This is a genomic window from Billgrantia desiderata (assembly GCF_900108215.1).
GTDB lineage: Bacteria > Pseudomonadota > Gammaproteobacteria > Pseudomonadales > Halomonadaceae > Halomonas > Halomonas desiderata.
Genome location: NZ_FNVC01000016.1, coordinates 81,543 through 106,797, shown reverse-complemented (window position 1 = coordinate 106,797; position 25,255 = coordinate 81,543). Strand labels below are relative to the sequence as shown.

Annotated in this window: 23 protein-coding genes and 2 pseudogenes; 21 read left to right on the top strand and 4 right to left on the bottom strand. The window is 56.1% G+C overall.

The genetic code is table 11. The features are described 5' to 3' along the window. A pseudogene (locus C4S71_RS14800) lies at positions 1-233 on the bottom strand (IS256 family transposase); the annotation flags it as partial. Between the two features lie 132 nt (positions 234-365). Here C4S71_RS14800 and C4S71_RS14795 point away from each other — a divergent pair. Beyond that, the gene (locus tag C4S71_RS14795; protein WP_103969654.1) at positions 366-701 is read left to right on the top strand and encodes a DUF1801 domain-containing protein; all 336 of its coding nucleotides are present in this window, start codon (positions 366-368) and stop codon (positions 699-701) included. Between the two features lie 18 nt (positions 702-719). Here C4S71_RS14795 and C4S71_RS14790 read toward each other — a convergent pair whose 3' ends face one another. After that, positions 720-1,349 carry a Crp/Fnr family transcriptional regulator gene (locus C4S71_RS14790; protein ID WP_103969653.1) on the bottom strand — a complete coding sequence of 210 codons (630 nt, stop codon included), beginning with the start codon at positions 1,347-1,349 and terminating at the stop codon, positions 720-722. Between the two features lie 60 nt (positions 1,350-1,409). Between C4S71_RS14790 and C4S71_RS14785 the strand changes: the two genes are divergently transcribed. The 4 genes from C4S71_RS14785 (at position 1,410) to C4S71_RS14770 (ending at position 3,622) form a co-directional block, all read left to right on the top strand. Continuing rightward, on the top strand, positions 1,410-1,961 hold the full coding sequence (locus tag C4S71_RS14785) for a Spy/CpxP family protein refolding chaperone (RefSeq protein WP_103969652.1): 552 nt from the start codon (positions 1,410-1,412) through the stop codon (positions 1,959-1,961). A 116-nt stretch (positions 1,962-2,077) separates the two neighbouring features. Beyond that, positions 2,078-2,686, top strand: a complete 609-nt coding sequence (locus C4S71_RS14780) for a TetR/AcrR family transcriptional regulator (protein WP_103969651.1) — start codon at positions 2,078-2,080, stop codon at positions 2,684-2,686. A 2-nt stretch (positions 2,687-2,688) separates the two neighbouring features. Next, positions 2,689-2,976, top strand: a complete 288-nt coding sequence (locus tag C4S71_RS14775) for a YciI family protein (RefSeq protein WP_103969650.1) — start codon at positions 2,689-2,691, stop codon at positions 2,974-2,976. 31 nt (positions 2,977-3,007) lie between these two features. Continuing rightward, on the top strand, positions 3,008-3,622 hold the full coding sequence (locus C4S71_RS14770) for a DNA-3-methyladenine glycosylase I (protein WP_103969649.1): 615 nt from the start codon (positions 3,008-3,010) through the stop codon (positions 3,620-3,622). A gap of 86 nt (positions 3,623-3,708) precedes the next feature. On the opposite strand, the gene fabF is transcribed toward C4S71_RS14770, so the two are convergent. Further along, entirely contained in the window at positions 3,709-4,974 is a 1,266-nt protein-coding gene (fabF, locus tag C4S71_RS14765; RefSeq protein ID WP_103969648.1) for a beta-ketoacyl-ACP synthase II, read from the bottom strand. Positions 4,975-5,065: 91 nt separating this feature from the next. Between fabF and C4S71_RS14760 the strand changes: the two genes are divergently transcribed. The 16 genes and pseudogenes from C4S71_RS14760 (at position 5,066) to C4S71_RS14695 (ending at position 23,418) form a co-directional block, all read left to right on the top strand. After that, entirely contained in the window at positions 5,066-5,728 is a 663-nt protein-coding gene (locus tag C4S71_RS14760; protein ID WP_103969647.1) for a TetR/AcrR family transcriptional regulator, read from the top strand. Positions 5,729-5,783: 55 nt separating this feature from the next. Beyond that, positions 5,784-6,062: a type II toxin-antitoxin system RelE/ParE family toxin gene (locus tag C4S71_RS14755; RefSeq protein ID WP_086510387.1), complete on the top strand. Its 279-nt coding sequence runs from the start codon at positions 5,784-5,786 to the stop codon at positions 6,060-6,062. 10 nt (positions 6,063-6,072) lie between these two features. Beyond that, positions 6,073-6,360 carry a HigA family addiction module antitoxin gene (locus C4S71_RS14750; RefSeq protein ID WP_026038096.1) on the top strand — a complete coding sequence of 96 codons (288 nt, stop codon included), beginning with the start codon at positions 6,073-6,075 and terminating at the stop codon, positions 6,358-6,360. Positions 6,361-6,451: 91 nt separating this feature from the next. After that, positions 6,452-6,892 (top strand): DUF1801 domain-containing protein, encoded by a 441-nt coding sequence (locus C4S71_RS14745; protein ID WP_103969646.1) that lies wholly within the window; start codon positions 6,452-6,454, stop codon positions 6,890-6,892. Between the two features lie 252 nt (positions 6,893-7,144). Next, on the top strand, positions 7,145-9,343 hold the full coding sequence (katG, locus tag C4S71_RS14740; protein ID WP_103969645.1) for a catalase/peroxidase HPI: 2,199 nt from the start codon (positions 7,145-7,147) through the stop codon (positions 9,341-9,343). A 370-nt stretch (positions 9,344-9,713) separates the two neighbouring features. Beyond that, positions 9,714-9,893 (top strand): annotated as a pseudogene (locus C4S71_RS23035) (cold shock domain-containing protein); the annotation flags it as partial. A gap of 67 nt (positions 9,894-9,960) precedes the next feature. Beyond that, entirely contained in the window at positions 9,961-10,329 is a 369-nt protein-coding gene (locus C4S71_RS14730; protein ID WP_235014491.1) for a DUF1294 domain-containing protein, read from the top strand. Between the two features lie 259 nt (positions 10,330-10,588). Beyond that, the gene (locus tag C4S71_RS14725; RefSeq protein WP_103969643.1) at positions 10,589-11,257 is read left to right on the top strand and encodes a Cthe_2314 family HEPN domain-containing protein; all 669 of its coding nucleotides are present in this window, start codon (positions 10,589-10,591) and stop codon (positions 11,255-11,257) included. 710 nt (positions 11,258-11,967) lie between these two features. Beyond that, the gene (locus tag C4S71_RS14720) at positions 11,968-14,445 is read left to right on the top strand and encodes an HD domain-containing protein (RefSeq protein ID WP_103969642.1); all 2,478 of its coding nucleotides are present in this window, start codon (positions 11,968-11,970) and stop codon (positions 14,443-14,445) included. A 58-nt stretch (positions 14,446-14,503) separates the two neighbouring features. Beyond that, complete coding sequence (locus C4S71_RS14715; RefSeq protein WP_103969641.1) at positions 14,504-16,243, top strand: ATP-dependent nuclease; 1,740 nt, start codon at positions 14,504-14,506, stop codon at positions 16,241-16,243. Positions 16,244-16,335: 92 nt separating this feature from the next. Then, positions 16,336-17,193 carry a hypothetical protein gene (locus C4S71_RS14710; protein WP_103969640.1) on the top strand — a complete coding sequence of 286 codons (858 nt, stop codon included), beginning with the start codon at positions 16,336-16,338 and terminating at the stop codon, positions 17,191-17,193. Between the two features lie 95 nt (positions 17,194-17,288). Further along, positions 17,289-17,495 (top strand): XRE family transcriptional regulator, encoded by a 207-nt coding sequence (locus C4S71_RS14705; protein WP_103969639.1) that lies wholly within the window; start codon positions 17,289-17,291, stop codon positions 17,493-17,495. A gap of 119 nt (positions 17,496-17,614) precedes the next feature. After that, positions 17,615-18,739, top strand: coding sequence for a hypothetical protein (locus tag C4S71_RS22330; protein ID WP_146064610.1), 1,125 nt, complete (start codon positions 17,615-17,617; stop codon positions 18,737-18,739). A gap of 321 nt (positions 18,740-19,060) precedes the next feature. Further along, on the top strand, positions 19,061-19,315 hold the full coding sequence (locus C4S71_RS14700) for a helix-turn-helix transcriptional regulator (protein WP_235014489.1): 255 nt from the start codon (positions 19,061-19,063) through the stop codon (positions 19,313-19,315). 293 nt (positions 19,316-19,608) lie between these two features. Continuing rightward, positions 19,609-20,196: a hypothetical protein gene (locus C4S71_RS22325; protein ID WP_235014486.1), complete on the top strand. Its 588-nt coding sequence runs from the start codon at positions 19,609-19,611 to the stop codon at positions 20,194-20,196. A 66-nt stretch (positions 20,197-20,262) separates the two neighbouring features. After that, entirely contained in the window at positions 20,263-23,418 is a 3,156-nt protein-coding gene (locus tag C4S71_RS14695; protein ID WP_146064608.1) for an ATP-binding protein, read from the top strand. Here C4S71_RS14695 and C4S71_RS14690 read toward each other — a convergent pair. Further along, positions 23,341-25,068 (bottom strand): FAD-dependent oxidoreductase, encoded by a 1,728-nt coding sequence (locus C4S71_RS14690; protein WP_103969636.1) that lies wholly within the window; start codon positions 25,066-25,068, stop codon positions 23,341-23,343. The two genes, C4S71_RS14695 and C4S71_RS14690, sit on opposite strands and share 78 nt — an antisense overlap. Between the last annotated feature and the right edge of the window lie 187 nt (positions 25,069-25,255).

Below are 25,255 nucleotides of genomic sequence, written 5' to 3'. Positions count from 1 at the left end.
GCAACGTCGCCGATGCCAGTCTGTACCGTTCGTTCGGGAAGATAGCCGTTGCGCACCACGGCACGGCGGCCGTCTTCCAGCGTCTTGTCGGCGTATTGCTCCAGGAACGTGCTCAACTCCGCCTCCACGGCCTTGGCGATCAGGTCTCGGGCCCCTTTGCGCAGCAGCTCATGCAACGGATCAGTAGCGCCGGCGTCTGGCTGCGTCACGGCTTGGAGAGTAGAATTGCTCATGGCGTATCCATCCTATGCTGGTTGTGATCTGGCGTGATCAATCAGCAGGATACGCCACCCTCTCTACTTCCCTCCATACACAAGACTTGAGCTTAACTCTACAACCAGCGGCAGGAGCCCAGCGACAAAGCCATCTGCGACCTCCTGGCCGAGACCATCGAACGCCACCTGCCCGAGGCCAAGAGCAAGGTGTGGCATGCCCACCCTGTCTGGTTCCTCGATGACAACCCGATAGTCGGCTACAAGAAGCTCAAGCACTGCGTGCGGCTGCTGTTCTGGAGTGGCCAATCCTTCGAAGAGGAAAGTTTGCAGAAAGAGGGCAGCTTCAAGGCCGCGGAAGCCCGTTACACCGCCGTCGAGCAGGTCAACGTCGAGGACCTCGAGCGCTGGCTCGGCAAATCCCGCGACATTCAGTGGGATTACCGAAACATCGTCAAACGCAAGGGGCGGCTTGAACGGTTGAAGTGAAGGGCGTACGCCACATCCTCAGCTCTGTAGAGGCGCTAGCCAGACCTGCCGGCCCTCGCGCCGAACCCTTCCTTCGCGCTGAAGCTGTGCCAGCGCGCGATAGACCGACTCGTGCGTCAGCCCGATCTCACCTGCCAGGGCTTTCCAGCTGCCCGGCAGCGTAAACTCCGCGTTCTCTCCGCTGGCGTGCGCCTGTAGATAGGCGAGCAGGCGCTCCTGGGCACGGGGTATGTTGAGAATCTCGATGCGCAGGCGCGCCTCATGCAGCCGCCGGGCCAGATCGATCATGAGCTCGGTCGCCAGCGCCGGTTGCCGCTGCATGCCTTCGACCACGGCGGCCTTGGGGTAGCTGAGCAGACAAGCCTCGGTGTCGGCCATTGCATCGCAATGGTAGCGAGCTGCGAACAACGAAGCCTCGGCCAACCAGCGGGCGGGGCCGGCGCGGTCGACGGTCACTTCCGCTCCCGCCAGGTTCATCCGCATCATCCGCACCTGACCGGACAGGATCACGTACACCGAGGCGACAGGCTCCCCGGCGTGGAATAGCATCTCCCCGGAGACCAGCCGCCGCCGATGGCCAGGGCGGTCGGCTAGCGTCTCCAGGGTCGAGGCGATGCCCGGTAACGAACTGAATATGATCTCGCTCATACCCAAATGATGCTGCCGGGCCCACTCTAGGTGCAACCGAAACCGAGAGAGGGCATTCCAATGACACGTCTGTTGGCTTTTGTGCTGTTAGTTATCACCACCGGGGCGGCCCAGGGGGAAGCGACAGGGCATGGCTCCTACGCCGGGTTCCATTCACGCGAGATCAAGGCGCTCTCTGCCAGCGACGTGGAAGGGCTCCAGCAGGGCAGAGGGATGGAGCTGGCCCTGCCAGCTGAGTTGAACGGCTACCCAGGCCCCATGCACGTGCTGGAACTGGCCGATGCACTGAACCTGACGGAAGAGCAGCGGGAGCGCACCGAACAAGCCTTTGAGCGCATGCGTGAACGTGCCAGTGACCTCGGCGAGCAGGTAATCGAAAGCGAGCGCGAACTCGACCGGCTGTTTGCCGAGCGCCGCGCAACGCTCGAGGAAATCGAGCGCCTAACCGATCAGACGGCTCGGCGCTGGGGCCAACTGCGGGCGGTACACCTCGAATACCACCTGGTCATGCTCACGGTGCTCGATGACGAGCAAGTTCGGCGGTATGTCCACCACCGTGACCAGCCTGATAATGGCCACGGAGACAGGCATGGCCACGGTCACTTGCACTAGGACTTGCTCATCCCCTTGTTTTCACCTTGACGGCGTAGGACGTGTGTCCTACGCTCAGGCTATCGTTAGGACGAGCGTCCTATCCGTCTCGAAGCAGCTAGGTGCAAGGAGGTTCGATGCAGGCAAACTCGACCCGTGAGTCGATTGTCAGTTCAGCGGATGATCTTTTTTATCGGCAAGGCTTCGAGCAGACCACTTTTGCGGACATAGCGGGGGCTGTTGGCATATCCCGGGGTAATTTCTATTACCACTTCAAGACGAAAGACGAAATTCTGGAAGCCGTGATAAAGCGGCGCCTCGCCAACACGCGCAACATGCTCGATCAATGGGAGGCCAATAGCAGCGAGCCCGAAGAGCGCATCCGCAGCTTCATTCGCATCCTGATCGGTAACCGGGGCAAGATCATGCGCCACGGCTGCCCGGTCGGCACGCTCTGTGCCGAGCTTGCAAAGCTGGAGCATCTCCAGCGCGATGCTGCGAACGAAGTCATGACCTTGTTCCGTACCTGGCTACGCCGGCAATTCGCTGCCATGGGACATGAAGCCGATGCCGATGTACTCGCGATGCACCTGCTGGCGCGAAGCCAAGGGATTGCCCTCGTGGCAAATGCCTATCAAGACGGGAACTTCGTCGATGCGGAGGTCGAGCAGTTGCTCGATTGGCTAGACACCTGCACAGGCGTATCTCCGCGCCTGCGCGCCGAACAATCACAAAAAGAGGGCTAGTCATGCACTTGGTACTTCTACGCTTCGCCAGCAACAAGAGCGAGGCAGGTCGCTTCATGGAGGGGCACAAACAGTGGCTCGAGCGCGGCTTCGATGAGGGAGTGTTCCTTGTCTCGGGCACTATCCAGCCGAAGTTGGGGGGAGCCATCTTGGCGCATAACGCCTCTCTGGATGATCTTCAGCAGCGTGTCAGCGAGGATCCGTTCGTGGCAGAAGGTGTCGTGAGCGCGGAAATCATCGAAGTGGCTCCCTCCAAGGCGGATGAGCGGCTAGCGTTTCTGCTCTCCTAGCATTCCGACCTGCTTCACTCAGGACGACAAAATGACAAATCTGATTCCTGGCCCTGACGGACGCCAACGTTGCCGCTGGTGTAGCGCTGCACCTGAGTTTCTTGCGTACCACGACACTGAATGGGGATTCCCGGTCAGCGATGATCGGCGCCTGTTCGAAAAGCTGTGCCTCGAAGGGTTTCAGTCAGGCTTGAGCTGGCGCACGATACTCGCGAAGCGAGAGAACTTTCGCGCCGCTTTCTGCGGCTTTGACTTTACCCGTATCGCTCGGTTTGACGATCACGACGTCGAGCGCTTGCTAGGCGATCCGGGCATCGTTAGGCACCGCGGCAAGATCGAAGCAGTCATCAATAATGCTCGCTGTGCCATGGAGCTCGTCGAGCGAGAAGGTTCTCTTGCGGCCTTCTTCTGGCGCTATGAGCCAGCTGCTCACCAAGACGTCGAGCCACAGAGTGCATCGACATCGGCGGAGTCGATAGCCCTGTCGAAGGCGCTCAAGAAACAAGGCTGGAAGTTCGTTGGCCCGACAACGGTTTACGCCTTCATGCAGGCCATGGGGCTGATCAACGACCACGCGATAGGCTGCGTCATCCGAGACGAGGTCGAACGTGCCCGTCTGAGCTTCGAGCGGCCTGTCGCTGCGTAGCCATACAGCGAAAGTGCCATTAGTGCCCCGAGCCAGGTATCTGGCCCAGGGCACTACCGTTTAACGATGAAGGCCGGCTCGGCTCTCTACACCTTGCTCACGATCAGCGCGGCATTCACCCCGCCGAAGCCGAACCCGTTGCACAGTACGTGCTGAGTGGCGTGCTCCCGCGCCTGGCCGGAGACGATATCCAGGTCGTGCAGATCCTCGTCGCGGTTCTCCAGGTTCAGGGTAGGGGGTAGGCGATCGTGCATGGCGGCCAAGGCGGAAAAGATGCTCTCCACGCCGCCGGCGGCACCCAGTAGATGCCCTGTCGAGGACTTGGTGGCAGAGATCGGAATGCCAGCCAGGGCGTCGCCGAAGGCGTTGCGCAGGGCGGCGATCTCGGCCCGGTCGCCGACCGGGGTCGAGGTGGCGTGAGCGTTGATGTGGTCGATATCGGTGGGCTTCAGGCCCGCCATTCGCAGCGCGGCCCGAATGGCCGCCGCGGCGCCACCGCCATCTTCCGGGCCGGCGGTGATGTGGTGAGCATCGGCGCTGGTGCCGTAGCCGCTAAGGATCGCCAGCGGCGTCGCCCCGCGCGCCTCGGCGTGGGCCAGGGTTTCGATCACCAGCAGCCCTGCGCCTTCTCCCATCACGAAGCCGTTGCGGCCCTGGTCGAAGGGGCGTGACGCCTTGCCGGGATCGTCCTGCTCGGTGGAGAGTGCCTTCATGGCGTGGAAGCTGGCCAGCGACAGCGGGTCGATACAGGCCTCGGCGCCGCCCACCAGGGCCACCTCGGCCTCGCCGCTGCGAATCATGCGCATGCCGTCGCCGATGGACTGCACCCCGGCCGCACAGGCCGTGACCGGGCAGCCGATCGGCCCGCGCAGGCCATAGCGGATCGAGACGTTACCCGCCGCCAGGTTGGCCAGGAAAGCCGGCACGGTGAATGGGGAGAGTCGGCGGTGGCCGCGCGCCGTCAGGGTGCTCTGCGCCTGGGTGATGGTGGGGAAGCCGCCGATGCCGGAACCGATGATGGTGGCGGTGGCCAGCCGGTCCGCATCGCTTTCGGGAAACCAGTTGGCCTGGGTCAGCGCCTCTTCGGCGGCGGCCATGGCATAGAGGCTGAACAGCTCCAGCTTGCGACGCTCCTTGGCATCCAGCACGCGGTCCGGGTCGAGGCCGGCTTCAGGGTCATCCTCGATGCCTGGCACCGAGCCTGCCACCTTGATCGGCAGTTCGCCGGTATCGATGCGGGTGATCGGAGAGATGCCGGAACGGCCGGCGAGAAGGCGCTCCCAGCTTGCCTTGACGCCACAACCAAGGGGACTGATCATGCCCATGCCGGTGATGACGAGCGGTGATTGCATGGTAATTTCCTGAACAGCTTGGGGTTGTGCCACGCTAACAGTCAGGTTGATATGATCAACATAATATTCAGCGTGGGAGTGTGAGATCGCCATGCCCTACTCGACGAACCACAAGGCCAAATCGCGCGAGCGTATTCTCAAGTCGGCCATCGAGCTGTTCAGCCGCAAGGGTTTCGAGAAAGTCTCCATCGCTCAGATCATGAAGCTGGCCAAGATGACCCACGGCGCTTTCTATGCCCACTTCGCCTCCAAGGAAGCGCTCTACCACGCCTCGGTGCGGCAAACCCTCGAGAGCAGCCGCGCGGCCAGGCTGGTCAAGGGGCCGCTCTCGGTGAAGCACCTGACCGAGCTGGTCGCCAACTGCTGGAATCTCCAGGAGCTGGAGCGCAAGCACAAGCCGGGGCCGGAGACCGTGCTGTTCAACGAGATCGGCAACGAGAACGCCGAGGTCCGCACGCTCTTCGAAGCCTCCTACCTGAGCATGAAGAAGATGCTGGAAACCCGGCTCATCGCCTTGAGTCGCTTGAAGAAACTGCCCTTCGAAGCCGACCGCGAGGTCATCGCCGACAAGTCCCGCGCCATTCTCGCCTCGCTGGTAGGCGCCGTGGCTATCGCCAAGAGCCTGCCCGGCGAGCAGGAACGCCAGCACATCCTCAATGCCGCCCAGCGCAACATCCTGCAGATGCTCGGCGTCAGCGAGAGCGAGCTGGAGAGTATGCTGGGCGATATAGGGCGAGAGCAGAGCCCCGCGTAGCATGCGTCTGCACATCCATATTGATACCTGAGGCGTTACAGGTTACACTTGAGACATGATCCGAAGCTTCAAACACAAGGGCTTGGCTAAATTCTTCAAGTCCGGCAGCACAGCAGGGATTCAGGCCGCTCATGCCAATAGGCTTCGGTTGATTCTCGGTAGGCTGAATGCAGCAACAGATGCCAAAGATATGGATTTGCCTGGCCTTAGGCTGCACGCCCTTACAGGGAACCGCTCCGGAATTTGGTCAGTCACGGTTAGTGGTAACTGGCGAGTGACGTTTCGGTTCGAAGATGGAGATGCCGAGATAGTAAATTACGAGGATTATCACTGAGGTACCCGCCATGCTGATGCACAATCCCCCCCACCCTGGTGAAGTATTGCGCGAGCTATGCCTCGAGCCTCTTGGCTTGTCTGTAACGGCGGCCGCAGAAGGATTGGGCGTGAGTCGAAAGACCCTGAGCGCTGTGTTGAACGGTAAGGCTGGCATTAGCCCGGAAATGGCAATACGGCTGTCTATCGCGTTTGATACATCGGCAGAAAGCTGGCTGAACCAGCAGGCGCAATACGAACTTTGGCATGCCGAACAGCATCGCAATGAGCTCAAGGTCAAGCGGCTTGTTGCTGCCTAGGTAACTTATCCGGGGTAGGGCGGTAGCTGACCGGCCTGCCGGCGTCACGCCAACCGCCTTCATTCGAACGGATCAGGGAGGAAAGGCACAAATGGCACGCGATAATCCCAAACCCTCGGCCGAAGCCAAGCCGAAGCTTCTTTCGGGAGGCAACCCACAGATCCCCAAGGGTGACGGCGACGCCCCGGTGCAGGCCTACATCGCCGCCATGCCGGAGTGGAAGCACGACGTCGGGCGCAGGCTCGATGCGCTCATCGTGCGTACGGTTCCCGAGGTGCGCAAGGCCGTGAGATGGAACTCGCCCTTTTATGGGGTCGAGGGCCAGGGGTGGTTTCTCACCTTCCACTGCTTCACCAAGTACCTCAAGGTGGCGTTTCTCAACGGCGCCTCGCTGGAACCACCGCCACCCATCGAATCCAAGGACCCCAACACCCGCTACCTGCATATCCACCAGGACGAACCGATCGACGAAGCGCAGCTCACGGAATGGCTTCGCCAAGCCTCCCGGCTGCCCGGCGAGCGCATGTTCTAGCGAAATCTCGGCCGGCGTTTCATGGTGGTTGTTGAGCACATGTGGTTGCGAGCCGCGCTCATAGCCTACCCCTATCGAGCCGAAAGCCTCCCTCTTGCTTGACGGCTTCGTTCCTGACTCCTTCACTGTATTTTGACGGCTTACAGGACGCCTCTCTTCCTTCTGGCTCGGTCAGAGGGTGCTGAATCCGAGGCGATACAAAATCGTCAGTCCAACTGTCCTGTGGGCCACCATTCAGTCGAGGAGAAGACCGTGTCCGATCAAAAGCCTACACGCCGGGAGTACGGGGCGCGCACCACGTCCCGTCTGCAGGGCAACGAGCACTGGTGGCCCGACCAGCTCAACCTCAACATTCTTCATCAGAAGCACCCGGATGCCAGCCCGTTCGGTGCCGACTTCAGCTATGCCGAGGCGTTCTCGCAGCTCGACGTCGACGAGCTATGCGCCGACCTCGATGCCTTGATGACCGACTCGCAAGACTGGTGGCCCGCCGACTGGGGCCACTACGGCCCGTTCTTCATTCGCATGTCGTGGCATGCGGCCGGTACCTACCGCGCGCTGGACGGTCGCGGCGGCGGCGGCACCGGCGCCCAGCGCTTCGCCCCGCTCAACAGCTGGCCCGACAACGGCAACCTGGACAAGGCACGCCGCCTGCTGTGGCCGATCAAGCAGAAGTACGGCGAGAAGATCTCCTGGGCCGACCTGCTGGTGCTCGCCGGCAACCGGGCGCTGGAAACCATGGGCTTCCGCACCTTCGGCTTCGGCTACGGTCGCGCCGACATCTGGGCGCCCGAGGACGACATCTACTGGGGTCCCGAGACCGAGTGGCTGGCCACCAACGACGAGCGTTACACCGGCAGCTGGGAAGACGGCAGCCGCGTACTCGACAACCCCCTCGCCGCGGTGCAGATGGGTCTCATCTACGTCAACCCGGAAGGCCCCAACGGCGTGCCGGACGCCATGAAGTCCGCCCAGGACGTACGCGAGACCTTCGCCCGCATGGGCATGAACGACCGCGAGACCGTGGCGCTGACGGTGGGCGGCCACACCTTCGGCAAGATGCACGGCAACGGCTCGCCGGATGCCGTGGGTGATGCCCCCGAGGCCGCCAAGATCCACGAGCAGGGCTTCGGCTGGGCCAACACCAATGAGACCGGCCTCGGCGAGTACACCGTGACCTCCGGCCTCGAAGGCGCCTGGACCCCGACCCCGACCAAGTGGGACAACTCCTACCTCAACACCATCTTCGCCCACCAGTGGGAGGTGAAAAAATCGCCCGCCGGCGCCAACCAGTGGGAGCCGGTCGAGGTCAAGGAGGGCTACTGGGTGCCCGACGCCCACGTGGAAGGCAAGAAGAACCCGCCGGTGATGAACACCGCCGACATGGCGATGATCACCGATCCCACCTACCTGGAGATCGCCAAGGAATTCCACCAGAACCCGGACAAGCTCGCCGACGAGTTCGCTCGCGCCTGGTACAAGCTGCTGCATCGCGATATGGGCCCGCGCGCCCGCTACCTCGGCCCGCAGGTGCCGGATGAAGAGCTCATCTGGCAGGACCCGGTACCCGATCACCAGGGGCCGCTGGTCAACGACCAGCAGATCGCCACCCTCAAGCAGCAGATCGCCGACTCCGGCCTCACCGCCAAGCAACTGGTGAGCACCGCCTGGGCCTCGGCCTGCACCTACCGCCAGACCGACCACCGCGGCGGCGCCAACGGCGCGCGCATCCGGCTCGAACCGCAAACAGGTTGGGACATCAACAAGCGCTCCGGCGTGTTCGAGGTGATCGACAAGCTCGAGCAGATCAAGGACGACTCGGACGCCAACATCTCCCTGGCGGATATGATCGTGCTGGGCGGTAGCGTCGGGGTCGAGATGGCGGCCAAGGCGGCCGGGCACAACGTCACCGTGCCGTTCACCCCGGGCCGTACCGACGCCACCCAGGAGATGACCGAGGTGGATACCATCGCCTACCTGGAGCCGAGGCACGACGCCTTCCGCAACTACATGCAGCCCCAGGCGACCTCCATCCCCGCCGAGCATCTGATGGTGGACCGCGCCTTCATGCTCAACCTCAGCGTACCGCAGATGGCCGCGCTGCTCGGCGGCATGCGGGCCATCGGCGTCAACGTGGGTGACAACGACGACGGCATCCTCACCGACCGCCCCGGCCAGCTGACCAACGACTTCTTCGTCAACCTCGTCGACATGGGCACCGTGTGGGAGCCCCTCGACGAGAGCGAAGAGCGCTTCGAAGGCCGCAACCGCAAGACGGGTGAGAAGAAGTGGACCGCCACCCGCGTCGACCTCGTGTACGGCTCCAACTCCCAGCTACGCGCCATCGCCGAGGAGTACGCCGCCAACGGCGGTGAAGAGCGCATGATCGACCGCTTCGTGAAAGGGTGGGTCAAGGTCATGGAGAACGACCGCTTCGACCTGCACCGCTGAACGACAGGTCCGCGGCAGTAACGCGGACCTGATTTAAATAATTGACCCCGAAGGTTGGTTACCCAGCCTTCGGTTTTTTTTGTTCCCCTCATGCTTTCGTTGACGTTGCTCTAAACGTTTCGCTTGGTTACGGTTAGTAAAAAGTCACAGAAGATGACTAAGTAACCAAGACGTACTCAGGGACTGCCGCATTAGGATGATGCGAACCATCATCCATTCTGCCAGCAGGGGCGGTAGCGTGCCCCGACTCCCAACTTCCCCGCCAGACGAAATCAGTCCTATTTACATTCTCCAGTAACTTACTGAATCCAAATAGTTTCGACCGCGCATGGTATTCTCTGACAATTGATTGATTCAGAAGAGATAACCCATGCGTCATGAAGGCAAACTCACCGAGTGGAACGACGCCAAGGGCTTCGGCTTCATCACGCCAGCCGCAGGCGGCCCTCGCGTGTTCGTCCACATCAGCGCCTTTCCCCGCGATGGGCGCCGCCCAACAGTCAACGAGCCGATTACCTACCACCTGACACGAGATAGCCAGAACAGACCGAGAGCGCAGAAGGCGGGCTACCTGAAAGCGGCACGCCACGCATCACCACGGTTCCAGAGGACTGATAATGGCATGCGCCATCGCCGCTGCGTTCTTTGCACTCCTGGCAGCCCTGAGCGCTGCCGGCCACGTGCCAATGCATCTCCTGGCGGCATACGCGCTGCTGAGCGTGATCACCTTCGCCATGTACGGCATCGACAAAGCCGCAGCAGGGAAGGGCAGAAGGCGCACACCGGAAGCCACGCTGCTCTTCGCAGGCCTGATCGGTGGTTGGCCAGGCGCGCTGATAGCGCAGCGGCTGTTTCGGCACAAAACTAGGAAGCAGCCATTTCAGGTCATATTTTGGTGTGGGGTAGTGGTGAATTGTGGGGTGATTGGGTGGCTGATTTATACAGGTGAGGCGGCGCGGCTTTGGGCTGGTTTAGGAATCGGTTAACAGAAACAAAATCTGGTGTGCAAAAGGCACTCGGCTACATACCAGCATATTAGGTAAGCCGCATACAGTATATTGGAGCCGGCAAAGCACGCACGTACGCGAATTCTGCATAAGTTGCTGAGCTATACTTAGGCGTTTGAAAAATCAACGAGTTGGAAGAAATGAAGCGCGTCAGATAATATTTTTGAACGAGCAGGTTGTTCATTGAATATCAGGATGTGCAGTCCAATCACTGTTATGTTTGGCAAGAGGTCAAATTTTGAGTCACCCGATATTTGATTCGTTCCTTAGAGATCTTGAGACTCATGCCAAGGATGAGGCGCTAGACGATATTCAGCAGTACCATGTTGATTGCTGGAAATCATGCAAGACCATTCGGATCGCTCTAGACAAGCTGAAAATTGCCGAAGACTGTATTCGGCAGTCATACCGTTATTGCCAAAATGATCATCAGCTCGCTGAATACATAGAGTTTCATGTTGAAAATTACTTGATTCGAAGTAGGTCGGTTTATGACAGGGTTCTAATCTTTGTGAATTATCTCTGTGATATTCAGATGGCTAAAGAACATGTAAATCATAACTCTATTTTGACCAACCGGAAGGTGGAGCAGTCAGGACTAAAAGAAGCAATAAAAAGAGTAAAAAAGACATGTGAGGTTTATCGTTTCGAGAGAAACTCTGTAGTTCATCATGATAGCTATACCGACGATCGGCTTGATTGGGTGGATACGGCACTCAAAGCGAAGAACATACTGGGTGGGAGATTAGATTCCATTGGGTTAAATGAGAGTCACGTAACCGATGCCGCTGCTTCGTTCCTTGCTGAGAAAATGGAGGAGTTTAGGAAGAATTCTGAAAGCATTGCGGGCGCGGTCTTTGGGTTTTTGGATGACGCGCAGATAGTTTACGATCAGCGTGCACAATGAACATAACAATCACAGTCACTGCGACGGTTACTGCATTGCGGCTTCGCCTCCATTTCGTAACCGCGCGTGCTGTGCGGCGTTATGTGCTCAAAAAACGGTGACACACATTGTCTTGGTCATGCTTTGTAGACATAGTGAATGTAGTTTCCCAGATTGCGACGACCGCAATTGCTGGATTTGGGGCATGGATCGCCTACCAGACGTTGCTGCGAACACCTGTACAAGAACCGGAGCCCGAAGAGCCAGAACTTCCGGCTACAGCGGCGTTGGAGCCAAAGAGCGTAAAAGTTTTTCACACTTCGACTCAAGAAACGTGGCTCAAAGTTACTAATATGGGCCTTGAGTGCCACCTTGAGGACACTCGTCCGGGCAAACGCAGCGGTCTTCAGTGGCGGTTCACGAAGGAGCAAGCAAAAGCGATTCTATCGGCCTATGACTTCAGGGTGTATCCAGGGTACAAGCTGTATAGCGGTGTCTTTTCGATTGGTCCTCGGCGAAATTGGCTCTATTCAAAAAGGCTCTACCCGGAGCCAACGCTCCTTGAGTCGGAGATAGAAAGGCTGTTGAAAGATGCAAGCACATAACAAACCCATCAACTCGGACAGCAAAAAGCGGCGCTCCTCGTTCCTCGTCGCTCTGCTTTTTGCTGCCGGTGATGGCGAGCGTTATACGGATTCAACATCTGGTGCACAGTACAATTGAGAAAGAATATGACATTTGATGATTGGAAAGCCGAAACTAAGTCAAGGTTACCAACTTGCTCTGTTTATCGCGTTCTGAAAGACAAGTGCGACGACGATCCTGCTGGAACTCAAGTTCTTGAGATTATTGACAACGCTACCTACTACGCCTTCCAGAGAACAAAAAGCATTCTTAGACACATGGGAGAGTTCACTCTACACGATGGTGATCATTTATTCCGTGTTTTGTCGTTGATGGAGCGCTTGCTATCCGAAGAGCAGTTAAATTCACTGAATATCCCGGAATTAATGCTGCTCACATTATCTGCTTTTTTTCACGACATTGGCATGGCTCCAGATGAAGCAGATGTAATAGCCTGGAAGAAGGTATGGGACACGAGCCCAAACTTTGAAAATGAAGAGGAAAAGCTAGAGTATAGAAAATTCCAGCGGTTCTATTTTTCCAGACCAGATGACCTTGATTGGATAGAGAGGTGCATAGATAAAGGAGATCAAACTGGAGCTGATACTGCAAAGGCTCATCTTATTACAGAATATATAAGGACTACACATGCAGATCGAGCTAAGGAAATCATAAAAAAAGATTGGATGAATAAAATCGTATTTCGAGACACTGATCTTACAGTTGAGTTTGCGCGAATATGTTTCAGTCATAACGAAGATCCGCTTTGCGTATTTGATTTAGACTCGGCGTACTTATGTGGCCCAAGCCTTTATGCAAACCTACAATTGATTGCTAGTCTTCTGCGCCTAGCAGATATCCTTGATTTTGACGCAAAGCGAACGCCTTCCGTTCTACTGTCCCATCTGTATGTGCGTCATCCAGTTTCGTTACGCGAATGGAATAAGCACCGAGCAGTAGAAGCATGGAGTATAACACCGGATATTATACAGTTTCATGCAAAGTGCGGTCACCCAGCTATTGAGGCTTCGATAAACGATTTTTGCGATCTGATCGATATCGAGCTCGGCGCCTGTAACAATATTTTTGCGTCTATAAATAAACAAGATAATCGCTTTTTAGGGCAACATGCAATTAATCTTCCTCTGAGAGTTAATCGCTCAAAGATTGAAACGCAAAAAAATATCGACGGCGACCCGATTTATCTTTATAAGCAAACTCAGTTCAATCTAAGTAAAAAGCAAGTAATAGATCTTCTGATGGGGACTAAACTATACGGTAACCCCGAGGTTGCATTGAGGGAGCTTATTCAAAACTCTATTGACGCGTGCTTGTTGAGGCAGGCTTTAGAGTGTGCATGGGAAACAAACTATTCGCCAAAAATATTGGTAAAATATTATTCTCATGAAGGGCAAGATATTCTCGAGGTGGAAGACAACGGGACTGGAATGGACCAGCATATTATCGATTCTTACTATTCAAAAGTTGGTTCATCGTTCTACAAGTCGTCCGAATTCTATGATCTCAAGTCGCAATCTAAGGCGAGTTTTACGCCCACATCAAGATTTGGTATTGGTATTCTTTCGTGCTTTATGGTTGCAGACACGCTTTCTGTCGATACTAGGCGTGTATATGGACCACATGAATCTAGCGCGCCGTTGAGCCTTACTGTCGAAGGGCAAGAAAGTATATTTTGGATACAGCCTGGGAATCGATCAATACCTGGTACGACCACAAAATTGTTCCTTCGTAAATCTGAAAACCCTTGGGACCGTATGAGTGAAAGCGAATTTATAGATTCTGTAGAAGGAATTATTCCCAACCCACCATTCGAAATTAAAATAGAAACTTCTTCACACAGCAAATCTAGGGACGAGACAAGCTTTCTTCAGGTTCGCGCTAGTTCATTAGAAAACCACTCATGGGCAGATCATGATAACGTACGGAAAATTGAGGTCGAATTTAATGAACCATCAAAAGGATTCGTCGGATCTGCAGTGATAGCCATACTAGAGAGTCATGGTGTGCCCGTATCTAGATTAGAAATGACCTCTCGAACTATAGATATCAACGGCGAAGCGTATGAACTTGGTAAGAGTATTTCTCTTGGTGTAAATGAAATAAAAGAATCGGCGACAAATATATCGATCGATGAGGATGGTGAAATTGATCAATCTGATTCGTATCGCGTGCTCAATAAGTCTGTCTCAAAGCTATCGCTACACGGTATTGAAGTGCCAACCACATTGTTTCCTGAGTCATGGAGAATGCAAAAGAATCAAGTGAGGCTTTCATGGCCGCTTCCAATAATTTTGGTAGTAGATATTTGTGGAGACGCAGATTTAGATCTAAATTCACCAAGAACACAGATTATTATGTCGGAAAAATGGGCGGATTTTGAAAGACGGCTTGCATTTGAGATGTTTTCAGGTGTCCTGAAGCAGGTTTCAAGTGAATACTGGGGGCGTCTCAAGGACGTTTTGATTGAAAATACGGAAAATACAAACCTAATCCAAATTCTAAATCAAATCTCGAAATGTGATGAATTTTCAAGTGAAGTACAACGACGTAAAAAACTTCGCTGAGCTACGATTTTTACTCGTGTGATCTGGCCGGACAAAAAAATAGCTAGGAGCACCTAACGTGAAAATAAGAAAGTTGTCAGTTAATGGGTTTAGATGCCTGCTCGACTTTTGTATTGATTTTGATGATGAATTAACAGTTGTTGTAGGTGAAAATGATGCAGGAAAGTCTTCTCTTATTGAGTGCTTGAAACTTATAACTCAAGGAAAAATGATTGAGCTAGATGATTTCAATCATGATCTAGAAATAATTGAGATTGGTGTTGAGACGGAAGATTTTACATTTAGCAAGATCTATCAGAGAAATGACGACATTATTAATCAGAATAACTTAATAGCAGTTCCCACACCTCGTTATATTGGAGAGATTACCGATTGGTTGCAAGATGATGATCTTGACGTATCCCTTCAGGAAACAGAGGCGAGGATCAAGCAGATTGCAAAGACGTTAGGGCTCCCAGTTAGGTCGAATTCAAATGTAGAAAATTTAAAATCGTTAATATTGGGAAAATTGTCAGGTGATGAGGTAGAGATAGAAGGGGCCTCGTTTCCTTCTTTCAATAATATTCAACTTGATGGAAGGCATTTTGAAAATGTTTCCGGTTTTTTCAAAGAGGTTTTTCTAAAGGGAAAACAAAGTGAGATTTGGGACGAAAAGATAAGCGAAGATAAAACTATAGAAGAAATTGTTAGGGAAAAGATTAATAGCTATTCCCAGCATATAGAACAAAGCATTGCAGAGACGGGAATTCTTGATCGTATGCAAATGTTTCTAAGTGAACTCACAGAAGTTAAAATTGAACCAATATATCAAAAGAGGGATTTAAATATTGATGCAAAGGTTAAGTTTATGGAAGGTGGCAAGGAGGTGTCAATAGATAAGAAAGGGGATGGAACTAAGCGAAGAATTACCATGGCTCTATTGGAGTATAAAAAAGAGCAATCCCTTCTGGAGCATGATACATCCACAATTTACTTACTTGATGAGCCAGATACTCATCTTCATGTAAAAGCACAAATTGAATTTTTGGATACAGTAAAAAGTTTCTCTCGTAACGGGAGTCAAGTAATCCTCACCACTCATTCTCCTTTTATAATCAATGCAGTAAGTCCAAGACAGCTTAGGTTGCTTGAAAACAACGAAAACAGAAGCCGGGTTCGATATTTAAGACAGGATGTCGAACTGGCAGACAGAGTTCTCCGCTCTCTTGGAGTTGAGAACACATATCTGTTCTTTTCACGACATATTGTTATCGTCGAAGGAGAGACTGAGGAGCAGTTTTTACCATCTTATTTCCTTAACAGATTTAATGAAACACTATCGTCGTCTCTTATAAAAGTAATGAACTGCAAAGGAATAACTAACATACCTGGGTTTGCACGAGCAATTCTTGAAATACATAACCCTGATAATATTCATTTGCTATATGACAATGATGCCTCTCCAGAGCTTTCAGAGCTGATAAATAATTTGAATGTTCCGAACGAGAGGAAGTACGTGGTCGGCGATAGAGAATTCGAGGATGCATTCAGTGATGAGGCGCTGCACTCAGGCTGGAGCCAGTATTTACAGGCAGCGGAGAAAGAGGTGCCGACGGGTTGGACTGTTGAGGCAATTTCGGAGCTTCGCGCAAGCTGTCAGGAAAACGAAGAGAAGTTTTCTAAGAAAATTAGAAGCTTAAATCAGGGAGGAAAGAGGATGAGCAAACCAATTTTGGGAAATGCTCTAGCAGAACACCTGTCCGACGAGCAGCTCCCGGAAAGACTGCTTGAGCTTATCCAAGCGGTTAGACAGGTATAACGATTTGCAGCAGTGCACGCCTTCGGCGCCGGACGCTCGTACCTTGCGCCGCTGTGCAAAGCGTTAGGTTGTTGAAAAAAGAGGTCTTTTAGATGTCAACAGCAAGGATATCTGAGTCTCTAACAGGAGACAAGCTCTATCAGCGGCGTGCGAGAGAGGCGCTGCCCCTTCTAGTGCGCCAAGCTTATGCTGGCGAGCCGATTACGTACGAGAATCTTGCCGCAGAGCTTGGTATGCCGAATCCCCGCAACCTGAACTACGTGCTTGGGAGTGTGGGCCAGAGCATGATCGCGGTGGGGAAGCATTGGCAGCTAGAAGTTCCTCCCATCCAGTGCCTCGTCATTAACAAAAGCAGTGGGCTTCCGGGCGAGGGCATAAGCGAGTTCTTTGGCACGCTCGCTGACTATAGGAAGCTCTCGAAGCGGCAGCGTCGGCAGGTGGTGGATGCAGAGCTGGCGAAGATATATGGGTTCTCGCGGTGGGCAGAGGTTTTGGAGTTCTTTGGCTTGTCTCCTGCCGCTCCCGATTTTCATGTGTTTGTGGATCAGGCAAGAGAACGCAGGGGTGGAGAGAGCGAGGCCCACAAGGCACTAAAGGCTTACATTGCAAAATATCCTCACGTTGTTGGGCTGCCGCCCACCCTTAGCCCTGGGGAGCAGGAGTATGCACTGCCATCTGGAGACTTCGTAGATGTGTTCTTTAATCATCGTGGTGAGCACATCGGTATCGAAGTGAAGCCTGCCTCATCGGATGATGTGGACATCACCCGAGGACTCTACCAATGCATCAAGTACCAAGCAGTACTTGAGGCGGTTCAGGGTGCTAACGGGCAGGCAAAGAATGTAAGGACGGTACTTGTTCTAGCCGGCGCGCTCTCGAGGCCGCTGATCGCACTGAAGAACGTGCTTGGTGTTGATGTCATTGATGAGGTGCAGGTGCCGAGGACCTAACTACAAGTTGCCGACGACGGCTTCACTGCGGTTGCAACTTCGCGTTAGCCAACCATCCCTCTCATGCCCCACCCACCTGACAAAGGAAGCCACCAGTGATCATCCCCCAAGACGGGCGCTTGCGGCTGGATCGTGAGCGCTTGAAGCAGCATCGCAAGCGGCTGGGCCTGAGTCAGGAGGCGCTGGCTGAGTACTGTTTTGATCGGCGCTTGTGCGTTTCCATCGCTTCCATCAAGCGGGCCGAGAGTGGCAAGGCGGTGCTTTATCGTATGGTTACAGGCGCGATAAATTTACGCGTCTAACCGGTGCGGCGCCAAACGCCTTCATTTTACTGTGCGAAGCTTAATGATTTGGGGCGAGCTGACAGTTTGGCGTTAATTTTGCAGCATGCTTCATGCTTAATGGTTGACGGGAAATGTTTATGGATAGGTGGCGAAAATACAAAACTAATGGTGAATCTCCCATTATTCTTGTTCCTGACAGCCTTGAGCCTGTCCCCGATAAGAGTCAAAAGCGAAACAAATATTCTCAATTGGCGGCATGGGTTGGGGCTCTTTCTCAAGCAGCTATGCTTCTCGTTGTGTTGTTTGGTTATATTTATACTGTTCGGCCCGTATTCCAACATCAACTTCTGCAAGAAAAACTTGCATCAGCGGAATTGAGTAGATTAGAAGTTGAGAGCCAGACTCTTATTTTGCAAGCTGAGAGAGATGAGGCTGAAAAAAATCTTCAAGCGAATCTTGCGGAAGCTGCGTTTTACCGGCTGGAAATCGAGGAGCAAATTAAAATTTTGCAAGACGAAAGAGATCAAGCTGAAACTAGTCTTCATGATGTAAAAAGCCAGATCGTGACGGTGGAATTGCAGCAGGAAATGCTAGAGGAGGAGCTTCAGGAGTCGAGGCAGAGAGCGCAACAAGCAATGAGTCGCGCCAGTCAGCTTGAGGGTTTAGTTCAAGAGCAGCTGAGAGAGCTTGAAAATGCGAGATGGGAGCTGCTTATGATTGACTTTAGTTTTTCGCGTATCTTCTCTGATATGGCTATTTCTTCTCTTGAAGGGTGGGGGGGAAGTTTCCCTGAATATCTTCAGCAGTACAGGAATGGATGGCCAGACCCATTTTCTGGTCTTAAAAGCTCTATTGAAGAACTCCGGGGGAGAAATGTAAATGAGTCCAGATATCCTGAAAATTACATTAATGAATTTGCAGAATTTATAGACTCTAGGCAAGATCGCTTGACCTGTGATTCACCACCATTTGATGATCTTAATGCCTTGTTTCAAGAGAAGGTCTCGCAAATCGACTTCGTTGTAAAAAATAAAACCGATGAGTATATAGATGGTTTGGTTGAAGAATATAGAGGAAGAGGACAGAGGGTTAGGATAACTGATGAGTTTAGAGATAGAACAGCTCGCATGTATCGCGTAACAGAAGAATATGATGTGAACCGTGAGTTAAAAGAAGTGGTTGAAGAGTATTTGCGTGCCTGTCGTTTAGTGGCGCAAAATGTCATCGACGAATTTGAAGATATAAAAGGTGTTGTCCGCTGAGTAAGTTTCGACAAGCTGCTGTGGTCGGAAAATAGATAATATTAGCGCGACGATATCAAGCTGCTGCTGGGAGTAGCCCATGATCTAGCAGGCCTTGCTTGCATTCTGCAGATCTGTGGCCAGTTCTGGGAGACTGAGCTTGCGACGTGCTACCTTTCTTCGGAGATCATATATCTTTACCCATAGTATTACAGACGAGGGTCAGACACTCGTTCTATAACCCTCGGGGCACTAACTCAATTTGCTTTTTAGTGGCTGACTGTCAGTTAAATATTGTCACGCTTCATCATGCCTCAACAACACGGCAAAGGTAGCCACCCAGTGATCATCCCCCAAGACGGGCGCTTGCGGCTGGATCGCGAGCGCTTGAAGCACCATCGCAAGCGGCTGGGCCTGAGTCAGGAGGCGCTGGCCGAGTACTGTTTTGATCGGCGCTTGTGTGTCTCCATCGCTTCCATCAAGCGGGCGGAGAGTGGCAAGGCGGTGCTCTATCGTACCGCGCGCCATCTGGCCGAGATCTACGAGGTCGGGGTCGAGAAGCTGTCGGCGAAGACAGTCTTGTGCAGTAAGGATTGAGATTTGGCTTGTAGCTGCAAACAGCTTTCGGTAGACCACTTTTCGAATCAGCTGAGGCGAGGAGCGAAAGTTAATGGCGAGATGCTCTAGACTTTTCAATTGATCAACAGTTGTCCTCTAATGCTTGCGGGAATAATGTTGATCTATAAATTTTTTTTAGCTCTCATGAAAATATTTGCAGCTGTACACTTTTGTGAGAATGAAAATTATCCTTGGCGCTAACTGTCGGCTCATCTGATTCTGGTGCTGATTTGAGTCGATATTTTTCGGTAGCGTTATGGTTGGGAGTGGTAATGGATATTGAATTTTTGGAGTCGGAAATCAGAAAAAATTTTAGTGATGCTGTTGTGGAAGCAAGTTCGCAAGGCGGCATTCTTAATTTATTGGTTGCCTTCGAAGCAAAGAATGGGAAAGAAGCAAACAATAAAATAATGAGGGTTTTAGCAGATCTCGGTGCTTTAGATTTTTTTAGCGCAGTGAAAACAACCTGGTATCCTAGCAAAAATAAAATGCTGGAAGATAAAGTTAGGGGTTTTGTTTTTTCTGCCCTAAAGCCAATTCGGAGAGGTTCTTATGAATATTCAGTTGGTGTGGAAGTGGAACTTCGGAATTCTGATTTAATTATTAGCTTGGCTAGCATGATTTTTATGTCCAGTGCAAAAAGTAATGATGCTAAAGCTAGCATTGTGGAAATAAATGAAAAATTGCTCGCTGTGTCTGGTGCAAAAAGAATTATTATTCATGTAGGTGACGGGCTTCCTTCATATCCACAACACAGTTCTTTTGAGGGGGACGATGATGATGAATGGAATCCGAATTGGCCGAGTAAAACTGGCAAACCATCGGGAAAAGGGCGAGGAAACAATCCACCACGACGATAAAATCTAGTTGCTTCAGTTAAAAACTTCTGAAAAAAATGTTCCATGTCTTCTGTGAAGGTCTCACCATTGATCATTCCCCAAGACGGGCGCTTGCGGCTGGATCGTGAGCGCTTGAAGCAGCATCGCAAGCGGCTGGGCCTGAGTCAGGAGGCGCTGGCCGAGTACTGTTTTGATCGGCGTTTGTGCGTCTCCATCGCTTCCATCAAGCGGGCGGAGAGTGGCAAGGCGGTGCTGTATCGTACCGCGCGCCATCTGGCCGAGATCTACGAGGTCGAGGTCGAGGAGCTGTCGGCGGAGGCCGAAGAGGCCGCCGTTGTCGCTTCCGATATCGAGGAGATGGAGAGCGCCCGCGTACTGATCCAGCTGCATGCCGTGGCGGCCGATCCCTCGGCGCTGGCGAGCTGGGTGCAGCATTTCGGCGGCAGCCTGGAGGAAGGGGGCACGGCGCTGTTCGGCCTGCCTCGGGCTTACCGCAGCGATGCGCAGCGCGGCCTGCTGTGCGCCGCTACCCTGGTGGAGCAGGGGGTGGCCCGTGGCGTTTATCTTCAGGCCGGCCACTGGCCTACGGCTGCGCCGCTTTCGATGTCGGGTGAGCAGAGCGGCGTGTGGGTCGAGCGTGGCGTGGCGGTGCAGTTGGCGGAGCGCTTCGTTTTCGATGATGCAGGCGGGGAGTGGCTGCGCTATTGCCAACCTCGGGACGAGGCTCATGACGCTCGCTTCGAACTGGTGGGGCGCCGGGTGCAGTTGGGTCAGCTGCAAGCCATCCTGGAGAGCACCCAGGCCTACCAGGCCGGTCATCTGATCTATATCCGCGGTGTGGCCGGCATCGGCAAGACGCGCCTCAGCGCGGAGTTCGCCGAGATGGCCGCGGCCCATGCCGATCATCATCAGGCCGAGGTGCTGGATTTCGGTACCCGCGCCGATGAAGGTCCGCTGATGCAGCTCGCGCGCTCGCTGCTGCAAGCGTCCGGTGAGGCGCGGGGGGAGGAAATAGCCGAGGCGCATCTGCTGGCCCGTCTCTCGGCGCTGCGCCTGCCGATGGATCACGCCATGCTGCTGCGTCCGCTGCTGGGCTTGCCTCAGCCGGAGGAGGCGCAGTCGCTCTATGCGGCCATGACCCCAGCGACCCGCAGCCAGCGCCTGGTGCTGGCACTGCGCGATCTGCTCCTGGCGCGCTCCATTCATCGCCCGCAACTGGTGGTGGTGGAGGATCTGCACTGGGCCGACGAGGCACTGCTGGCCACGCTCACCGGGCTGCTGCAGGGTACCCAGGAAGCGCCGGTGATCTGGCTGTTCACTTCGCGCCTGGAGCAGGACCCGCTGGAGAGCCGCCTGCGCCCGCAGCTGCCGGAGCTGCCGCTCACCCTGATCGAGCTGCCGCCGCTGCGCCCGCAGGAGGCCGAGGCCCTGGTGGCCAGCTACGGCGCGGTGCCCGCCGAGCACGCCGCCCGCTGCGTGACCCAGGCCCAGGGCAACCCGCTGTTCCTGACTCAGCTGCTGCTGTTCCATCCTCATCGCAGCCTGCCGGCCAGCCTCGCCAATCTGGTACAGAGCAAGCTGGATCAGCTCACCGATCTGGATCGCCGGGCCATGTGCATCGCCGCGGTGATGGGGCAGCGCTTCTCCCTGGCCTCGCTGCAGGAGGTGCTGGGGCAGGCCGATTATCAGCCCGAACTGCCCCAGCGCTACAGTCTGGTGCGTCCGCTGGAAGAGGGCAGCTACCGCTTCGTGCATGACCTGATCCTGCAAGGCATCTACGAGGGGATTCCCAAGATCCAGCGCGACAGGTTGCATCTGCGCCTGGCCGCGCTCTACGGCGAGGCGGAACCGGGCTTGCGGGCGCGCCACCTGCATCGCGCGCGCTCGCTGGAGGCGCCGAATGCCTTCCTGCAGGCGGTGGTGGCGGAAATGGCTCGCTATCGGCACGAGGAGGCCATGGCGCTGCTGAGGGATTGCCGCGCCATCGATTACGCGCCGAAGGATGAGTACCGGCTGATGCTGCTGCAGGGCCAGGTGGCGATGGCCACCGGGCAGATCCAGGCGGCGCGGGAGCACTTCGAGGCGGCGCGCAGCTTCGCCCGGGAGGAGCGTCAGCGCATCACGGCCGATCTGTGGCTGGCCCGGGTGCTGAACATGCTCGATGCGCTGGCGGCGGAGGAGGCGATTCTCGACGGCCTGCTGCCCTTGGCCGAGTCGCTGGAGGACCCCTTGCCCCTGGCCGAGGCGCTCTATCTCAAGGGCAATCTCTATTTCCCCCGGGGCGATTTTGCCACCAGCCGCGCCTATCACACCCGCGCCCTGGAGCAGGCCCGCCGTGGCGGCGACGTGCGCACCGAGATCCAGGCCCTGAGCGGGCTGGGCGATGCCCACTATGCCGAGGGGCAGATGCGCAGCACCCTCGAGCTGTTCGATCACTGTGTATCGCTGTGCCGAACCCATGGTCACGCCGATCTGGAGGCCTCCAACCTGTTCATGCTGGGTACCGCCCGCATCTACGCCAACCAGACCGAGGCGGCGCTGGCCGACTGTTTCGATGCCGCCGAGCTGGGCAAGCGGGTCGGCAATCGCCGTGCCGAGGTGGTGGCGCGGCTCACGGCGGGATGGATTCTGCTCTCCCAGGGCGAGCCTTATGCGGCGGACGAGCAGATCGAACAGGCGCTGACGGTGGCGCGTGGGCTGGGCTCCGGTCGTTTCGAGGCGTTCCTGCTGGAGAGTCGGGCCAGGGTCGAGCTGATCACCGGGCGGCTGGTCGAGGCGCGAGCCAGCATCGAGCGTGCCTGGCAGCTGGTCGAACAGCACGGCCTGAAAGCCTTTATCGGCCCCTGGGTGCTGGGCACCCGGGCGCTGCTGGAAGAGCAGATCGAGACGCGCCTGGCGACGCTACAAGAAGGCGAAGCGCTGCTGGATGCCGGCTGCGTTGGGCACAACGGCTATCGCTTCCTGATCGCGGCGGCGGAGGTCAGCCTGCTCGACGGGCGCCCGGAAGCGGCCCGCCACTACGCCCGGCGCCTGACCCACCTGATGGGGGCGGAGCCCTGTGCCTGGGGCGAGCACCACCGCGCCCTGATCGAAGCCCACGCCGCCTGGCTGGAGAGCGGGGGCAAGCATGGCGAGGTGGGCGGCGAGTCGAGCGCTCAGGCCGCCCTAGAGGCTAGCTGGCAGCAGGGCGAAGCCGCCGGTCTGCGGATGACCCTGCCTTGTCTGGCTGCTGGGCGGCGCTAAGCGCAGCGGATTGGCGCGACGCTCCGGTGCCGCCAGCAGCAGCGCGACGAGATGCGCCGACTGCTCCAGGCACTGCTCCTGCAGGCCGGCGCCGCGGGTCCAGCCGCCGGCGAACAGCAGCGGGCAGACGTCCTGCCGGCCTTCGAAACGCTTGCGCGCGGTGCTCTGGTTGTAGCGCTCTATCTCCGCCTGCGCCTCGAGGCACTCGGCATCCAGCACGTTGTGTTTGAACAGGGTCCAGGCCTTGGCTTCCAGCGCGCTCTCCATCGGCGGCAGCCGGTCGCGGTAGCCGGACTCGCCGGGGGCGGCACCCGCCAGTGCGACGGGAACGTCCAGCGGCGCGGGGTGGCGGTCGAGCATCTCGCCGCGGGGAATCCGGTTCAGGTCATCCACCAGGGAGACGAAGTACTGCGGCAGGCCCGCCCGGTCGTAGCAGGGGTTCTCGGCATCGTTCTGATGGCGATTCGCCACGTAGTCGATGCGGTAGGGGAAGAAGGTGTCCTCGGGGTTGCGCACCTCGATGTTGTAGGTGCGCCACAGGTTGCGATTGGGCGGCAGCCGAGCGGCGGAGGTATGACAGACCCCGAAGCTGCGGGTGTAGCGCACCTTGCCGAGAATGTGCTGCAGCTCCCGCTGGGTGTCGCTAAGGCCATCGCCGAAGGTCAGCAGCGGCAGGGCGTCTTCGGCATGGGTGGCCATGATCAGCAGGTCCGCTTCCCAGCGGCGCTTGCCGGGTGCACGCTCCGTCAGCGTCACGCCTTGGGTCGAGAGGCTGGCTTCCACCTCGATACCGCGCAGGATCTTCACCTGCGGCCCCGGTGTCAGCGGATTGACCAGATGCGCCGCCAGCGCCTCCAGCCAGTGCTGGGCGCCGTGCTCGAAATAGCGGCGGTCCGGCGGCGAGCCGCCTTCCTGAATGCGGTAGTACTCGAAGGGCGCCTGCAGCGGCATGCCGCCCGGGCCGCGGTCGTCGGCGAAGTACATGGCCGAGATGCGGGGGTAGTAAATGCTGTGGCGAATGCGCTCCAGCCGGGCCGATAGCTCGGGGTCGTCCCAGTCGATGGTGGCGCTCAACTGCTCCGCCGCTTCGCCCAGCATATCGGCGGGAGCGGCCACGCAGCCATCGAAGAAGTCGTCCACCGTATAGCGCGGGGTAATGCGCCGGCTCTCCACCAGATTGATGGCGCTGCGGTGAACCACGGCGATCAGCATCGCCAGCCGGCCTCCATCGACCAGGCTCAGCTCATGGGCCGGATCGCTCACACCGCGCACCAGATCCCGGTCATCGGTGAGGGCGATGCTGCCGTCGCGGCTGAAGTAGCACTCGGTATTCTCCAGCGGCTTCATGCGCTCCAGCTCACCGATCTCGGCGAGTATCGTGCGCAGGCGGTGGTAGGTGGCCAGGTTGACGTCATTCACCCCCAGGTCGGCCCAGCGGCGGTAGGGCGTCTCGGGTTTGCCCGGCATGCGCCGGTTGCCCAGGTCGACCCACACCGTCTCCGCGTTGCCGCCCAGGGTGGCCTTGCGCTCGAACAGGGTGATCTCGATCTGCCGGGCCGCCTCGCTGCCGAACTTCTGTAGGTAGTAAGCCAGCGACAGGCCGGAAACCCCGCCGCCAATGATGGCGACCCGCAGCGGTGCATGGTCCATGGTGACGCCCCCGTTCGTTGTTTTCCTAAGAATCCCTCAAGAGGATGGTGTAACCAAGGGGGTGAGACGAGGTGATACCGAAGTGATCCGTTGCGCTTCGTGGGGCTGATACCGGCGTTCATGGTGATACCGAGCTGATGCGGTCGGTATGAGATTCCTCAACTGGAATGACTAGGGCAGTAAGCCG

Excerpts from the sequence above, each read along its gene's own strand:
- C4S71_RS14690 (WP_103969636.1), bottom strand. The coding sequence starts at position 25,068 with ATGGACCATGCACCGCTGCGGGTCGCCATCATTGGCGGCGGGGTTTCC.
- C4S71_RS14730 (WP_235014491.1), top strand. The coding sequence starts at position 9,961 with ATGGCATGCGCCATCGCCGCTGCGTTCTTTGCACTCCTGGCAGCCCTG.
- fabF (WP_103969648.1), bottom strand. The coding sequence starts at position 4,974 with ATGCAATCACCGCTCGTCATCACCGGCATGGGCATGATCAGTCCCCTT.
- C4S71_RS14775 (WP_103969650.1), top strand. The coding sequence starts at position 2,689 with ATGCACTTGGTACTTCTACGCTTCGCCAGCAACAAGAGCGAGGCAGGT.
- C4S71_RS14745 (WP_103969646.1), top strand. The coding sequence starts at position 6,452 with ATGGCACGCGATAATCCCAAACCCTCGGCCGAAGCCAAGCCGAAGCTT.
- C4S71_RS14770 (WP_103969649.1), top strand. The coding sequence starts at position 3,008 with ATGACAAATCTGATTCCTGGCCCTGACGGACGCCAACGTTGCCGCTGG.
- C4S71_RS22325 (WP_235014486.1), top strand. The coding sequence starts at position 19,609 with ATGGATATTGAATTTTTGGAGTCGGAAATCAGAAAAAATTTTAGTGAT.
- C4S71_RS14780 (WP_103969651.1), top strand. The coding sequence starts at position 2,078 with ATGCAGGCAAACTCGACCCGTGAGTCGATTGTCAGTTCAGCGGATGAT.
- C4S71_RS14790 (WP_103969653.1), bottom strand. The coding sequence starts at position 1,349 with ATGAGCGAGATCATATTCAGTTCGTTACCGGGCATCGCCTCGACCCTG.
- C4S71_RS14720 (WP_103969642.1), top strand. The coding sequence starts at position 11,968 with ATGACATTTGATGATTGGAAAGCCGAAACTAAGTCAAGGTTACCAACT.
- C4S71_RS14750 (WP_026038096.1), top strand. The coding sequence starts at position 6,073 with ATGCTGATGCACAATCCCCCCCACCCTGGTGAAGTATTGCGCGAGCTA.
- C4S71_RS14760 (WP_103969647.1), top strand. The coding sequence starts at position 5,066 with ATGCCCTACTCGACGAACCACAAGGCCAAATCGCGCGAGCGTATTCTC.
- C4S71_RS22330 (WP_146064610.1), top strand. The coding sequence starts at position 17,615 with ATGGATAGGTGGCGAAAATACAAAACTAATGGTGAATCTCCCATTATT.
- C4S71_RS14785 (WP_103969652.1), top strand. The coding sequence starts at position 1,410 with ATGACACGTCTGTTGGCTTTTGTGCTGTTAGTTATCACCACCGGGGCG.
- C4S71_RS14710 (WP_103969640.1), top strand. The coding sequence starts at position 16,336 with ATGTCAACAGCAAGGATATCTGAGTCTCTAACAGGAGACAAGCTCTAT.
- C4S71_RS14755 (WP_086510387.1), top strand. The coding sequence starts at position 5,784 with ATGATCCGAAGCTTCAAACACAAGGGCTTGGCTAAATTCTTCAAGTCC.